Consider the following 14319-nt stretch of genomic DNA (forward strand, 5'->3'; position numbering starts at 1 on the left):
CATGTTATGATAGCGGTAGCCTAAGATATTAATAAATTATGGTGAAAATTAATTCAATCGAAGATATCCTGTACAAAGAAGGTGATGTTATCCCACCGCCACCGCGTACTTACACTGAGGAAGAAGAAGCCCAAAATATTGAGGATGAAAAACTAATGGCTAGAGTTGACATGGAAGGTTTGGCATACGAGCGATCTTATCGTTATCAGGACTATGACGATCTAGGGGATATGCTTGCTGATGGCATCGATATCGATGATATTCCTGAGTCTTACTATACGAAGGGGAATAAACAGAAATCAGTATCTACAAATCCTGTAAATTTCACTCCAATATGGATCGGTTCAAAAGAAGATGAAGAAGGCAAAATTGAATTTTGATTTTTTGAGAAATTGACATGCTTCAGTTTCAAGAGTTTGACTTAAAGACTGGTAAAGATCTCACTGATTTCAACCCAGAAGGCGATCGAACGCCCAGAGTTAAATCAGTGGAGAATTGCTATTTAGAAAAGTGGCTTCAGACGCATCAGATCGAGCCACAGAGTTTGCATGTCGCTAACTTTTACGATGGAGTAAATGATTCGGATCGACAAAGGTTGGAAGCCAAAGGTAAATACCTCGTCTGTACCAGTGGTAAGTCTGGATATTTCACAGATCGGCTGACTGCCGAATTAATTGCCAAAGGCGACAGCAACCGTGGCGTTCGACCAATTTATGCAGATGGGAAGCGCAGTGCCCACAACGCAGTTGCCTACGGTTCGCTCGTCGTCAGCGATGGCAAATCTGCTACACAAACGAAATTGGGCAATTCTCGAATCTTAATTATCGATGACGAGCAAAGAACTAGTGGAGCAGCTCCACTCAAAGACCGCGACAGGCGCAACATTCCTGTCAAACAGTTAGCGGATCTCTACGACAAAATGGGTGACGGTACGATGTTGGCATCGACTAAGCTTTTGCGTGGACTGTTATTAGATAAAGAGGTGCTACTCGCCATAGATCGCGGATTGCAACAAACTGAAGACCGCGAAGATGACAAGCTGGGTGACTTGGGTGATTGGATCGATGAAGCATTTGGAGATAGTTTAGATCCAGAATTGGCCGGAAAGCTACTCAATGAATTTAAGCATATAGGCAGAATCTCTAATTATTATGTAGATCTGCAAACCGCTCAGACGATCGAGAAAAAGATCGACAGGATCGCTCGGAGCGCAGTCTTACAGTTTCGCGCCGCCACGCCCGATCTGCCTGGAATTGCCAAAGGGACGGTGGCTACTAGCTCCTGGTGCGAGCGATTGGGTGTAGATGCGATCGTCTCGACTAATGACATCAAGGGCGACGACGGCAGACTCAAGGAACCAGGGATTATCGAACTAGACAGCTTTTTATGGGTCAATCGGAAGATTAAAGCTGAATACTCCAATCAATCGGTGGGTGCCCAAGTCAAAGGCACCATACCCGAAGCCACTCTCAACGAACTCAATCCAATGATTGAAGCTAAAGCCACTGAGCTTGCCGATATTGCGATCGATAACTGGCAAGTGGCAGCGAAGTTTATAGCGAAGGAAAAAGCAAGACGCGAGCGTGAGCTAATCATCGACACGCCCGAAGGAATCGACGGTGCGGAAGAGGAACCACGCAACAATCGAGCGACACTTTCTACACTGCTCGAAGCCGACGAGTACGGGCAGCTCAACCAACTCACCAATATCAGCCGCCAGCTTAACAAATCGAACAGACGCGACTGGCTAGATGTGGCAACTAGTGGGATCGTTGTCCCCGCTGCGATCGCCCAGCACCATAGTAAGTTAGAACCTTGGGAGGTATGCAATCGCGACCTCCCACACGGCGCGATCGTCGCTTATTATCGATCGCCATTCCCGAATGTCGGAGCAGCGGCAATTGCGATTAATAACTTAGAAATCCTCCGCGACCGCGACCGTGAAGCATTCGACAAACGCGGTGTGGTTTACATGAATCCCTGGACGGCAAAACACATCGCCATTACCGACTTCGATGGCGATCGTAACGGCTTCTTTGTCGGTTACTTGGCAAATGACAATCTTCCAAGTCAACTGCGTGAGCGACTGAGCCATTTACCCCTTACTGGTGGCGAACGATATGAAGCAGGTAGAGAAGTTCTCGCCCAAATAATTCTTGAGCCAGATTTAGATCGGGGAAAATTCCCGCTGGCAGTCAAGGAATTTATCGAGGCTAATGCTCCCGATTGTAAGCCCTTACCGATCGCCAAAGCTAAAAAAGCCGACCACCTCTGGCTTGAGGGCGAGCCGCTAACTCAAGCCATTTGGCAAGCCTGGGATATTACCGCCAATAACCCAACTGGAAAAGTTGCCAATCAATCCATAATTTTGCAATCTCTCGCATCCGAGACAGTCTATATCGAGCCGAAGCGCAAACCTGCATTACTCAAGCAAATAGGGGCAGCTTTCAGTGAAATTCCTCCAGAAGAGATTCCTAGCGATGAGTATTTAATAGAACACGGTCTACCACCAATGCAGTTAGCAGACAAGATCGAGAAGATCGTCCAGGCGAGTAAACAGATCGATAAATTACCAGCAGCAGAGCGATTGGCATTTGCCGAGCGGAATTTAATTACTGTCAATCAGCTTCTCAAAAACTGTTGTGATAGTGGGGTGGCAAAAAATCTCCAAACGGCGGTCGATACGGCTAAAAGCAGCGTTGGCATCGATGAAACAATTCATGAATTCGGCGAACGCCTTCAGTACAAGTCTCACCAGCTCCGCCAGAATGTCAAAAAACCCGATATTTATCTCAGCCGCGACCTCCCTACCAATACCCAAGAACCGATTGGGTGGGCGGTGGGAACAGCGAACCGATTCTACAATGGTGGACAACAGCAGTCACAATTACAGGAGATCGAATCGGAAGACTTAAATAAGCGGTTTCGCTCGTTGATTCCGATTACCCATAACGATAATCAAAAGGCAGTCGTCGATGGCTTTGCCCAGCGATATCGTAATTGTACTAACGCAATCGCACAGGTTCAAGATCGACTATATCAAGAATTACCCCAAGACCAGCAACCAACGTTAACGATCGTGTCTAGTAGCGGTAAAAGCCTTGTAGTTCAGAGACTATGCGATGCTGATGTTGGTGGAGATTCACCAGTCTGGGACTTGGGAGATGGTGAAAGTAACGTTAAATTCGAGATTTATCGTAATCAAGAAGACAGCGGGAAAGAAAATTTTGTTGTCTATCAAGTAACAGATGACGCAAATAATCGGCGTTCGATCGGATACGTTGAGCCAGAATCAGCATCAGCCAACAATTTAGATAAACATAAGATCGAGCAAGTCGGTAGTACAAAAAGATTATCTATATCAAATTCAACGATTGAATTTCATCCCCCTTTCGTCCTCGAAAACGATGTGGATGCGGTATTTGCTAGTGCAGATAAAGTACTGATCGAACTGGAAAACTCGATTCCCAACGACAAAAGGATGCAATATGCGTCTGCGGCATGGCATTCAAGCGCAGGAATGGGAATGGCGACTAAAATCTTTGTCCCTGAAATTAGCCAACACCTGGACAAAGTACCGCCGATCGCGCTCAATCGTCCGACCGCAGCCGCCCTAGAGTTACGAGATGGAACGGAATTGGCAATTAGATTCGATCGTAACTTACACATTAGCCAGATCGAAACCGATGGCAGCGTCCGCGATTTGGGATTGAGTACTTACGGGGACTCACCCCTGCTGGCTCCTGGCACGGTGGTAACAGCTAAAATCGTTCGACCGCTGGCTCCTAAACTGCGAATTCAGACTGATTTGGGAGAATTTGCCGTCGATCCCGCTCCAACAATCGGCAAGATTGGGATCGAAGACTTTACAGGTAAGTTCGCATTCGACCGTCGGGGCAAAAATATTGCAGTGGATTATATAGGTTCTGGCGGACGGCGGATACCGATTGGAGTGCTGGGTCGGGAATTAATCAATAAAGAGTCTAAAGCCAATCTTCAAAGCGGTAGCAATTTACTCAAAGGTACTTTATCTCGTGGCTTCAATGAGAAAATTCTTGAGATTCAAGTTCAACGCCTCATCGACCATCAGCCCGTCGCCAGAATCGACCGCAACGAACTCATACCACTGCCGCAGCAATCTATTCCGCTGAAGTCTAACGAGCAGCCAGCCATCTCATCTGCTCGACGCTACTTGCCTACAGCAGGAGAGCTGCGGCAGCTCTATCAAACTTCGGAGCTAGCTGGAGACGTTGCAAAAATGGCAGAAATTAAGAGTTTGGGAGTACTGCTCAACGACGTTTACCCCGATGGAGATCGCGCACCGGATGATTTTTCTCATTGGGTTGTAGAAATTCCAGTGCCCGAAGATTTCTACTATCCCAGTGCGGGAGAGTTACGAACTGCCTATGCCCTCAAATCTGACTCAGGGCAAACGAAAGATTTAGACAGGATTAAAGAATTAGGAAATGCCTTAAATCGGGCTTATCCTGACGGAAACCGCGCACCTGATGATTTTAATAGTCCGACAGTGAGGATAACGGCTAGCGAAAAGCAATCTTTAGGAATAGTCGATCGAGCAACAAATGAAGCAACTTCAATCGAAGTCGAACTATCTACGGTTCAAGAACCTACGATAGTCCTTCCTGCTGAAAGAGAAATTAATTCTACACTATTAGAATGCTCGCAAACTGAAAGTATGGGTCGGTCTATGTAATATTTTACCTTGGTACTTATGCTGATTTCAAATAATATATATCAACATTTTCAATCTCAGTTTCATGAACTGAGCGATACTAGAAATAAAGCTAATCTTTATCAGATATTAGTTTACGATGGTAGTCATTTTGTCAATGGCACTGTTGCCTATTTAACTGAGGATGAGTTATCTAAAGTAGTCACGGAAATTGAGCAAACTCATTACTGCCAAGTCGAACCGCTGAATTTTTACAGCTTCAATATTTACGATCGAGAATTTAATCGATTGAATGTCGATCCACATGCTAAATTGATGACAGACTTAGAAGCATCACAATTACGGCAAGGTGTCGATCCATTAAATCTTAGCAATGGAGAATATCATTGCGAAATTAGTAAAGTTAATACTTTTAATATAGATAAAAACTCCACTCAAAAATATTATGTTTTGCAATGGAGACGTTTGAAAAATTGGCTGATGAGACTATGCAAGTAAGACTATAGCAAATTACCAATCATCTTGAGGCGCGTCGTGACCTAAGATAAAAGCACTATCGCATCTTTGGCACAGGTAGGTGTTATTCCATATTTGCAGAGAGTCACGGTAAATCGTACTGGCATAGATTCGACATGCAATGGCACAGATAACGCCTAGCACGATACCAACGGTCAAAAATATGGGAGAACGTCCGATGTGCCCAAGAAATAATAAAGGGATAATAAAAAAACAGCATCGTCTTAGAAATTGACTGGGACTAAATGGAGGAGAGGCAATTTGACTGTTAACTGTTTGGCTAGTACCATGAAAATTTCTACCTGCTAGATCGGAAAGTCCATCGCGATAGATTAGTGAGAACTTACGGATATTTTCAGAGCCACATTTCGGACAATTAAAATCAATAATATTCTTCATATAATATCTTTACGTCGTTGTAAATAAACTGCCATTGCGAGATAGACAATAGAATGTATTCCCAAAGCAATCCAGCACAAATATAAATTATTCCAAGTTCGATCGTAAGCTATGCCAAGAGGAAATGGTAAATTCTTAACAGCAATATGTTTGAACGTCGCTGGTAACAATCCATTGACATTAGCAATCGTACCAAAAGCACCAAGCGACCAGCGAGTTATCGTTAAGTACGAAAGGATCGCACCGATCCATTTAAGCTTGAACAATACTCCTGAAAAGATAATCTGTGGCAATAATATCAGCGGCAAGGCACTATTTACTTGAGAACTATTTCTAGCCACAGTCGAAACGAGCAATCCCAAGCTAAAGCTAGCTGTAATAGTTAAAAAGACAACGACTGAAACTCCAAGTTGCCATGATATTAAAGTCGTAATAGGTGATTTAAAGACAAGCATAATCACCTGTGTAACTACTAATGATTGAGCGATTGCTAATCCAGTCAGGATTATAAACTTAGAACCAAAATAAGCTGAAATCTGTAGATTGACTAAGCGTTCTCGCATATAAATCGCACTTTCTTTAACTATTTCCTGTGCCGAGCTAAATAAGCCTACCCACAACGCAGCACAGCTAAATATCAGTAATACTTGAATGGCTAAACCAGCTCCATCGATCGATCCTCCCTTAAACGGCTGTGTATCTGGAAGAGCAGCTTTGAGCAATCCAATCCCGATTGGTGCGGTGACTAAAGCTAGAATTAAATTAGACCGATCGCGACAGGTGATGTCGAGTTGTCTATGAGTTAAAATAAACCATTGCTTGAGTGCATTAATTTTGACCTTTGAGGTTTTGCTTCGCTCGTGATTATCATTAATATCGATGTCTTGAGACATGTACTCTCGACAGTAATCAGAGCATTCATACTCAGCGGCATAACTGTCGATCCAACCCCCATCTTCGAGCTTGACATAGATATCTGCAAAATTATCGACATCGAAATATTCGAGGATGTCATCGGGAGAACCAAAATAACATAACTTACCGTTGCGCCCCAGAAAGACAATGCGATCGCATAGTTCGATATTTAAGACTGCATGAGTGACTAAAACGATCGTCCGTCGATCTTCATGAGCCAGAGAGCGGAGGAGCTGCATCATCTGTCGGTCTAAACCAGGATCTAGTCCAGAAGTAGGTTCGTCGAGGAAGAATAACTTGGGATCGGCAATCAGTTCGACTCCGATACTAACTCGCTTGCGCTGACCGCCGCTGAGGTTGGTGATGACTGCCCTGCGCCGATGGGTCATTTCGATTTGCTCCAGGGTTCGATCGACTACGGATTTCACATTAATATCTGAAGGCAGTCTCAATCGAGCGGCATAGCTCAATACCCCTTCAACAGTTAAGTTGGTGTGGATGATATCGTCTTGAGGCACGTAACCGATCCGCGAGCGATAGATGTCATAGTTTGGCTGTAAATTTGCACCATTGATATAGACCCCGCCGCTGGTCGGAGTTTCGGTACCCAAGAGAGCTTGCATCAGTGTAGATTTCCCAGCACCGCTGCCGCCGACGATGGCGACGAACTCCCCAGGCTCGATCGCAAAAGAGAGTTCGTCAAGGCGACGTTTCCCATTGGTTTCGAGAATTAGCTCGCGGATATCCAATCTGATGCTATCGCCACGGTCTAATATTTCGAGTTCCCCAAAGCCTATCAGTAGAGTAAAGCAACCAATTTGGATGGTTTCGCCAGTTTTGCCTACTGTGATTTTTGAAGGCCAGAGATTGCCGACACTTACTCCATCATCGGTCAAACTTTCTACCGTGTAGAAACCTTGCCGCTTGGTAGGTTCGATCGTTGCATGAAAGCGAGCGACTGTTGGCGAATCTAATTGCAGCGTACAGGTCGGATCGCTACCGATCGTCACAAGTTGATTTAGGGAAATGCTCTGAAACTCACGATTGACAGTAAGTGAGTCAGAATCATAATATGTAATGCGAACTAGAGTTTTAGGATTTAAACCAATATGTAAAGTAGTCCCATTTACAAGCAATTGCCCCGTTGATGGAATTGTCGATCGGTTTAAGTAAAAGCGGTTGCTAGTGACATCGTTACCATCACCGTTAAAGATGTAGTAGTCATTACCACTTCTAGATAATATGGCTTGCAGTGGAGAAATTGCCGTCCAAGAATCGGGCACTAGTAAATCTACCCCTGCTCGCTTGCGTCCGAGCATGTGGAGATCGCGATCGAGGGTAAACTTTACTGTCTGACCCTGATTGTTAACTACTAAACATCGTTCGTCGTTCAATTCCTTCAAGCTGGAAGCACCTCTAACGACTATAATTACTATCGAGATCTAGATTGTTTAGATCTTTCGCTTCGTCTCCACCCTGAGTAGGTAATATCACACCTCCACCCTCAGTAGGGAGTGTCACACCCACTTCGGTCGAGTCACTTTCTCGTTCTTTCACTAGATTTAACGGCTGAGAAATCTCAACTGGCACATCGACTTCACGAACAACATTTTTATTGTCAATTCCTCGTTGTTTTTCGGCCTTCAATACCGCTTGTCGTTTATGTAATTCTGACAGTAACTCGCGCGGATTGCTATTACTCATCGAGTCCATTGCCATCGATCGGAGATTATCTGGCGAATCGGTAAAGATTTTAAGTTCGCTCCTGGCGCGACTGGCGGCAACGTAGAAACTTTCGGAGTTCTGCACCCCATCAGCCGCGACGAACACTCGCTCGCTAGTTTTTCCCTGGCTGCTGTAAATGGTTGTAGCAATCGCCAGATCGAAATGGTGAGCTTGGCGCAAATCGATCGCTTCGGTTCGTCCATCGCGGTACTTAATGTTTGCTAAATGCTCGACCGTGGATTCAATTTCAAATTCTTGTCCATTACGTCGCTGTAACTGGGTATCGTTCTTACTCCAGCGCAAGCGATCTCCTACTGCTATACCGATCGATTCCTCATGATAGTGGGCTTTGTCAAAACTTAAGTCCGTGACGAGTCGTTCGCCCTCTGGCGATCTCAAGACAAGATCGTCTGCTTCTTTGCCAGCAACCACGTAACTTTGACCTTTTTCTAGTCGTTTGTAGTTGCGGATCGGCACTACAATATCGCCGACATTATAGTTGTGAACGTACCTGTTTTCAATCTTAGTAAATTTATAATCTACCAACTGTCGAGCCGGAAGGTCGAGTCCGATCGTTCCACTATCTCTGAATCCTTCACGGATCGCTGCGGTAATCTCCCGTCGGGTATCGTTAGTACCCGATACGATTAATGTTTTGGCTTGCTCTGCTGGAGTCAGAGCTAAATACTCAGAAGCAATTTTCTCAATGATGTCATCTTTAGCAATCGTGACGATATTGTTATTTTGTTCTAACAGTGTAAATCCCCGTTCGATCGCGCCATCGGCAAGGGCATCTACCGCAGCTTTGAGATTTGGGTCTTTTTGACGTAGTGATACCGTGAGTCGAGCTGTTGCCATTCCCGCTGCCTGCAATGACTTAAACGGGTTTCCCGCCGCCACTGATGATAGCTGACGGGTATCTCCAACTAGCAATACCCGCGCCTGCTCTTTCGTGGCTCTAGATAATAGGGCTAGGGCATCATCAGCACTCAACAAACCCGCCTCATCCACAATCCACAATTCATCTTTACTCGGCAGTTCCTCGCGACTACAGAGTTTTCTCGCTACCGTATTGGTTTCTATTCCTAGCTCGTCACCTAACACTTTTGCAGCTTCGGCACTGGGGGCGAATCCTTTCACTTCGACTTCTTGCGAGTCGGCGATTTGCTTGAGTTCGGCAAGGGCGTATGTCTTCCCCGCACCCGCTACTCCTTGCCACGCGATCGCTCGATCTGCGTTGGTGGCAGCTAGCCTGACTGCTTGCCGCTGTCCGGCATTAAGCGTCGTATCTCGCAGATAATCGGTTACACTTTCGGTTGTAGCAACTGGGGTGAGAGTCCCTTGCCCCTGGCGCATCAGTGAAATCGTTTTTTCCTCTCGACAGAGTGCTCTAAAAGTGGTGTAACTACCGTCGAGTCTAATTAAATCCGCGCGATCGTCGCACAGTGGTTTAATCTCGGCAATATCGATCGGTAATCTTTGCGCGATCGCAAATTTCTCGATCTCTTCGACTCTAAAATCGACACTACGCTCGGAACAATGCGCGATGGCATCTTCAATGTAGCGATCCTTTGTGGCTGCGGCGGTAGGTTCTACATCTTTGGCTAATCCCGATCGCACGATCTCGATGCCTAAATCTGCTGCTTCCTGTTGCCATTTTACTTTTAGCTCTGTCGAGGGGATACGTTCTTTATCTTTACGGGTGCGGTGCCAAGTATCCTCGCGGGTCTGCCAAGTACTGTTTCCTGGGCACTCAGAGAGAATCTGCATCCGGCGTTTGCTAAAATCGACCAACGATTGTCGATCGTATCCTTTAATTTCAAATTGTCCGTGGGGGCGATGTTCGATTTCATAGCCCAATCGTTCTACTTCGGCGGCTAAGTAAGCCTGATAAATTGTTCCTAAGTGTTTCTTGTTCTGAAAAATTAGATCGTTGTCGTTGGCATACCACTTGCCATTCTCTGCTTGAGTTAGGTTCATCACCAGGGCGTGAGTGTGCAGATGCGGATCGAGTTCGCGGCTCTCAATGTGGTCGAATTGGGCAACGACAAGGTTGCCAGTTTTAACTTCGATTACATTCTTATTGCTAGTGATGCGGGTTTGGGCATACCGTTCCTCAATTAATGCCAGAGTTTTCTCAACGGCGACGCGATGGGCGATTTCCAACCGAGTATCGCCACCGACTAATGCAGTTAGACTCACGGATTTTGGTGCGGAAAATGTAAAATCCGTACCCGCCCGACGTTTTTCAGGGTCGCCTTTGGTGCCCAGATATCTGCTGCCATCTGGCGATTTGCCGTAGCAGACATTTTCAAATGACTCTCGCTCGATTTCACCTTCTAGACCGAGTGCCGACGCGCCCTTCCCATACCACCGAGTCTCATCTCGCTCGTAATACTCGGTAAAGTACTTTACGGCTCCACCGCCACTACAATTCTTAGCTGTCAGCATACATGACTGAATGACAAGATGTTCGATCGCTTAACTGTAGTTTCATTTTGTAACTATTTTAAGTATTAAAATTTTACTCGATCGCACACAGCTTTCATTATCGCCCAAATTGGTGAATTTTTTAAAAAATGCGTACTGTGCGTAGAAATTAAATCGGGTTGCTTAGTTTTAGCCCCCTAGCAGCATCCTGACAGCTCCCTTGTAGTCCCCCGTCAAACGTCGCATTTTCAGTTTACAATGCTGGCATAGCCCCTTAATAAGCATCTAGCAGACTCTTATTAGGCCCTTAACAAACCCCTTAAAACCCCCTGTTAGACCCCTAGACTTAGTAGTAAACTAGAACTATTAAAATGCCGCAGTGGAAATGGACGATATATCAGAGCAATGAATTGGATAAGTTGCTCTACGAATATTTAAAAAGCTGTAGTCGAATGAAGGACAACATCATTCAAGCCATCGAAGCGTTTTATTTGCCCTATGCCCTCAAACATATCGGAGCTTCGCCTTTGGAGGTTCAAAAAGCATACCAGAGATCGATAGATATCTTACAATCAAGAGTAAGAATTATGAAGCTCGATGCAGGGGTGCCAATAGGCACAGATGATGATATTACGGTCGTCGCTCGAAGGCAGGTCTTCGACGATCGATTGCCTCCAATCCAGAACCCGATCCAGATCGCACAAGACGATCCACCAGCTAATGAAATCGAGAACGAACCACCCATTCAACCTCGCAAGAGAATTATGGATTTAGAGGATTTAGAGGATTAACTGTGGAATATCTTTATGCAGTGGTCGATTATGGAAGTAGCGCGTTGAAGGTTGCGTTTGGTAAAGAACTCACTCAGACACCTCGATACTTCACGATGCAGCCAGAAATTATCGAGGTTCCGGTGGAGGCTGTAGAGGAGTACCGTCACACTTTCCTTGCAGATCCGATCCGATCTGCTTTTATTGGCATTAAAGATCGTTACTATGCTGTAGGAGACTTGGCGCAAGAAGCGTTCCGTTCCACATTAAACCTCTCCGAGCCGAAATCTAACAATGCAGTTGGGCGCACGTTAGCTGCCATAGCGGTAGCAGCTCGACTATCTCAGATTAATAGTGGGAAGAAATTTAAGTTGTTTCTGTCGTGTTTGCTGCCACCAGGGGAATTATTAGATCGAGACATTCTCGAACAAAACCTCAGACAAGCACTGCAAAACTTTGATACGCCAATGGGCAAACTTCAGGTTAACTTACTGTACTTCAACTGTCATCCTGAAGGTGGCGGCTTATCATTGTTTTATGAAGAGCATCGGGGAGATATGGCCGATCGCGCGCTGGGAGTAATTATGATGGGGCACAGGAACACAAGTTGCTTCACGGTTCAAAATAGCGTCTACCGCAAGTTCCGCTCGATCGATCTGGGATTTGCAACGGTAGTAAATGACATCCAACTAGCTACATCCGCCTACAAAGAGAAAACCATAACTGCTGCGGTTGCCAGCTACTTACTCAGTAGAGAAGAGGATAAAGCCCCACTCTTGAAAATGCTGCTCCGAAATACTCCCAGCGCACGGGAGCAGGAACTAGATAAATTGCTCAAGGCAATCGCCATAGCTAAGAAAAAATTCTGGAACTCTTTGAGTCAGTGGTTGGCGGTGCAATTTCCGCAGATCGATGAGATCGTATTTGGTGGCGGTGTCGCCCAAATGTTCGTACCAGAAATGGTCGAGTTTTTTCAGGGCAAATTACCTAACTTACCAGACAAGAGTTGTCCGGCAATATACCTCAATGGCGGGTTGGAGTATTCAGATGATACGGTAATTCCAGAAAGGCTACAAGCTCGTTTTGCCGACGTACAGTGTTTGTGGGAAAAAGATATTTTACCAACTGCAAAATCTTACTGGGACATTACAACAAAATAGGTTTACTTATGAAGTCAAGTATATTTACTAGAGAATTTTTTACACAGACCAAGGCTAACACCAAGCAAAAAAACAATCACATAGTCAAAGATATTATTATCAACGGGCGAGTCTTTCATTACGATCCGGTATACAAAGAGTATGTCGATAGCAAACTAGCGGGATTCCTAAAGAAATCTCCAGACGAAGAAGATTACTGGGAATTTAGTGGTGATGGCTTCGATATTTGGTTTGCAGGGACATTTGCCGAAGTGAAAAGCGATCTTGAAGAGTATTGGGAGCCAGAGCCACTCGATCGCATAGAATTAATTTTGCTGAGGCTATGGAAAGAATTTCGATCGATCGAGAAAGGTGATATTATATGCCAAATTGGTCATAAGCCACAAAAAGTTATTGCACTCCACCCTGAAATAGAAAATCTGGAAGCAGCATTTTCTTGTCAATCTTCAGATGGTAAGATTCGTCGCGTTAATTTTAAAGACTGGCGAGATGATATGTGGGAGATCGAAAGTAGAGCATCTAATATTTAATACGTTAAACTTCGCCTGAAGATTATAGCGCAGATACTATCTCTATAGCGACAAGCCCAGTTGCAAAGACTAGGAAGCGGTACCAAATTTTTAATGGAAACCAGGACGGTATCGGCGTTAATGGGCAACAGAAAAAAGCTGTAGCGAATAAGATGGTTTGGAGGCGGACTGCAAAGATAAAATCGTGGTGTGTGACGGCTTTATTAAAATACACGACACTAAGCATTAGCCCTGGCACCAGAAGCGTGATACAGACACTCCAGTACAGGAATGCTTCTATCCTACGTTCGAGTTCAATTCTCTGTGGCGATCTCTGTTTTTTTCTTGGCATACTGAATATTACAGCAAGTTTTATTATACCTCAATGATATGAGACGACTGTGCTAACGTCAATAAGTATGAGTGTTAGAAAAAGTGAGTATTGAAATCGATTAGTGCAGAAAAAATGAGTGAGTAACCAATTGGTTACTCACTCATTTAACTAAAAGCTATGCTCGTCAAGCCATTTCATAGGTTCTTCGTGTGCGAATTCACACGCTCGTTCCCATTTCAGATCGTCGATACGTTCTTGGAGTGCGATTATTTCTTCTACATCCGTAGGGATAGATGTAAAGGTTTCATCAAAAGTAGGTAAGCACATGGTATTTTCACCACTAAACATCATTTAGTTGAAGCTTTGCTGCGACCGCCGAAGACGGCGCGCAAGCTTCGCACATTGAGGTCGCGCTCTAACCATATACCGATGATTTGTTGGCATTCATCGGTATATGGTTAAGAATTGCTTGACAAGATATACTTCGATTTCTCCTAAATATCTCCAATCAGGATAACGAGGGCGGTTATTGACAATTTCAAACTTAACCAGAGAGTATTCTTCTTGTTCGCGCTCGTAGCCGCCTTCTGCTGCTGTCCATTTACCCCAATGCTCTAAATAAATCAATCGTTGGGGATCGATTTCAAACTCCAGACAGATTTTATGCGCTAGAATTTCAAAGGCATTGCAGATACTCATATCTGGATTGTCTGGCAGCTCGGAAACGATTACTTTAATTCCATAGCCAATCGTTTCCGAAATAGCTGGAGTAGAATCTAGTGATGGGATTGAGAGCCGACATTGAGAGTCGTACTTGTGACCTGGAATTCTATAGTTATAAGTATTGTTGTATATTGACATAGCTTTT

The 14319-nt window shown here is 44.8% G+C and carries 10 protein-coding genes; 6 read left to right on the forward strand and 4 right to left on the reverse strand.

Going from position 1 to position 14319, the window contains the following annotated elements:
- The first annotated feature begins 38 nt into the window (after positions 1 to 38).
- Genes CHA6605_RS28845 through CHA6605_RS28855 form a run of 3 tightly spaced genes read left to right on the forward strand, consistent with a single transcriptional unit; the run spans position 39 to position 5191 of the window.
- Positions 39 to 380, forward strand: coding sequence for a hypothetical protein (locus CHA6605_RS28845; protein WP_015328699.1), 342 nt, complete (start codon positions 39 to 41; stop codon positions 378 to 380).
- Positions 381 to 397: 17 nt separating this feature from the next.
- A complete protein-coding gene (locus CHA6605_RS28850; protein ID WP_015328700.1) occupies positions 398 to 4714 on the forward strand; it encodes a hypothetical protein in 4317 nt (1438 codons plus the stop codon).
- A gap of 18 nt (positions 4715 to 4732) precedes the next feature.
- Positions 4733 to 5191 (forward strand): hypothetical protein, encoded by a 459-nt coding sequence (locus CHA6605_RS28855; protein ID WP_015328701.1) that lies wholly within the window; start codon positions 4733 to 4735, stop codon positions 5189 to 5191.
- A 12-nt stretch (positions 5192 to 5203) separates the two neighbouring features.
- Here the strand turns inward: CHA6605_RS28855 and CHA6605_RS33340 are convergent, their stop codons facing one another.
- The 3 genes from CHA6605_RS33340 to mobF are packed head-to-tail and all read right to left on the reverse strand — an operon-like array spanning position 5204 to position 10699.
- The gene (locus tag CHA6605_RS33340; protein WP_015328702.1) at positions 5204 to 5608 is read right to left on the reverse strand and encodes a hypothetical protein; all 405 of its coding nucleotides are present in this window, start codon (positions 5606 to 5608) and stop codon (positions 5204 to 5206) included.
- Entirely contained in the window at positions 5605 to 7926 is a 2322-nt protein-coding gene (locus tag CHA6605_RS28860) for an ATP-binding cassette domain-containing protein (protein WP_015328703.1), read from the reverse strand. The genes CHA6605_RS33340 and CHA6605_RS28860 overlap by 4 nt, the downstream gene beginning before the upstream one ends.
- Positions 7927 to 7939: 13 nt before the next feature.
- Positions 7940 to 10699, reverse strand: coding sequence for a MobF family relaxase (gene mobF, locus CHA6605_RS28865; protein WP_015328704.1), 2760 nt, complete (start codon positions 10697 to 10699; stop codon positions 7940 to 7942).
- Between the two features lie 350 nt (positions 10700 to 11049).
- On the opposite strand from mobF, the gene CHA6605_RS28870 reads away from it, so the two are divergent.
- Genes CHA6605_RS28870 through CHA6605_RS28880 form a run of 3 tightly spaced genes read left to right on the forward strand, consistent with a single transcriptional unit; the run spans position 11050 to position 13138 of the window.
- The gene (locus tag CHA6605_RS28870; RefSeq protein WP_015328705.1) at positions 11050 to 11469 is read left to right on the forward strand and encodes a hypothetical protein; all 420 of its coding nucleotides are present in this window, start codon (positions 11050 to 11052) and stop codon (positions 11467 to 11469) included.
- A gap of 2 nt (positions 11470 to 11471) precedes the next feature.
- Positions 11472 to 12608, forward strand: a complete 1137-nt coding sequence (locus tag CHA6605_RS28875) for a ParM/StbA family protein (protein ID WP_015328706.1) — start codon at positions 11472 to 11474, stop codon at positions 12606 to 12608.
- Positions 12609 to 12616: 8 nt separating this feature from the next.
- On the forward strand, positions 12617 to 13138 hold the full coding sequence (locus CHA6605_RS28880; protein WP_015328707.1) for a hypothetical protein: 522 nt from the start codon (positions 12617 to 12619) through the stop codon (positions 13136 to 13138).
- A 757-nt stretch (positions 13139 to 13895) separates the two neighbouring features.
- Here the strand turns inward: CHA6605_RS28880 and CHA6605_RS28890 are convergent.
- Positions 13896 to 14312, reverse strand: a complete 417-nt coding sequence (locus CHA6605_RS28890) for a hypothetical protein (protein WP_015328710.1) — start codon at positions 14310 to 14312, stop codon at positions 13896 to 13898.
- Between the last annotated feature and the right edge of the window lie 7 nt (positions 14313 to 14319).

The organism is Chamaesiphon minutus PCC 6605 (genome assembly GCF_000317145.1).
In the GTDB taxonomy this organism is placed as follows: domain Bacteria; phylum Cyanobacteriota; class Cyanobacteriia; order Cyanobacteriales; family Chamaesiphonaceae; genus Chamaesiphon; species Chamaesiphon minutus.

What these genes read in the sequence shown, in the direction of transcription:
- CHA6605_RS28845 (WP_015328699.1), top strand. Translation starts at nt 39, where the DNA reads ATGGTGAAAATTAATTCAATCGAAGATATCCTGTACAAAGAAGGTGAT.
- CHA6605_RS28850 (WP_015328700.1), top strand. Translation starts at nt 398, where the DNA reads ATGCTTCAGTTTCAAGAGTTTGACTTAAAGACTGGTAAAGATCTCACT.
- CHA6605_RS28855 (WP_015328701.1), top strand. Translation starts at nt 4,733, where the DNA reads ATGCTGATTTCAAATAATATATATCAACATTTTCAATCTCAGTTTCAT.
- CHA6605_RS33340 (WP_015328702.1), bottom strand. Translation starts at nt 5,608, where the DNA reads ATGAAGAATATTATTGATTTTAATTGTCCGAAATGTGGCTCTGAAAAT.
- mobF (WP_015328704.1), bottom strand. Translation starts at nt 10,699, where the DNA reads ATGCTGACAGCTAAGAATTGTAGTGGCGGTGGAGCCGTAAAGTACTTT.
- CHA6605_RS28870 (WP_015328705.1), top strand. Translation starts at nt 11,050, where the DNA reads ATGCCGCAGTGGAAATGGACGATATATCAGAGCAATGAATTGGATAAG.
- CHA6605_RS28880 (WP_015328707.1), top strand. Translation starts at nt 12,617, where the DNA reads ATGAAGTCAAGTATATTTACTAGAGAATTTTTTACACAGACCAAGGCT.
- CHA6605_RS28890 (WP_015328710.1), bottom strand. Translation starts at nt 14,312, where the DNA reads ATGTCAATATACAACAATACTTATAACTATAGAATTCCAGGTCACAAG.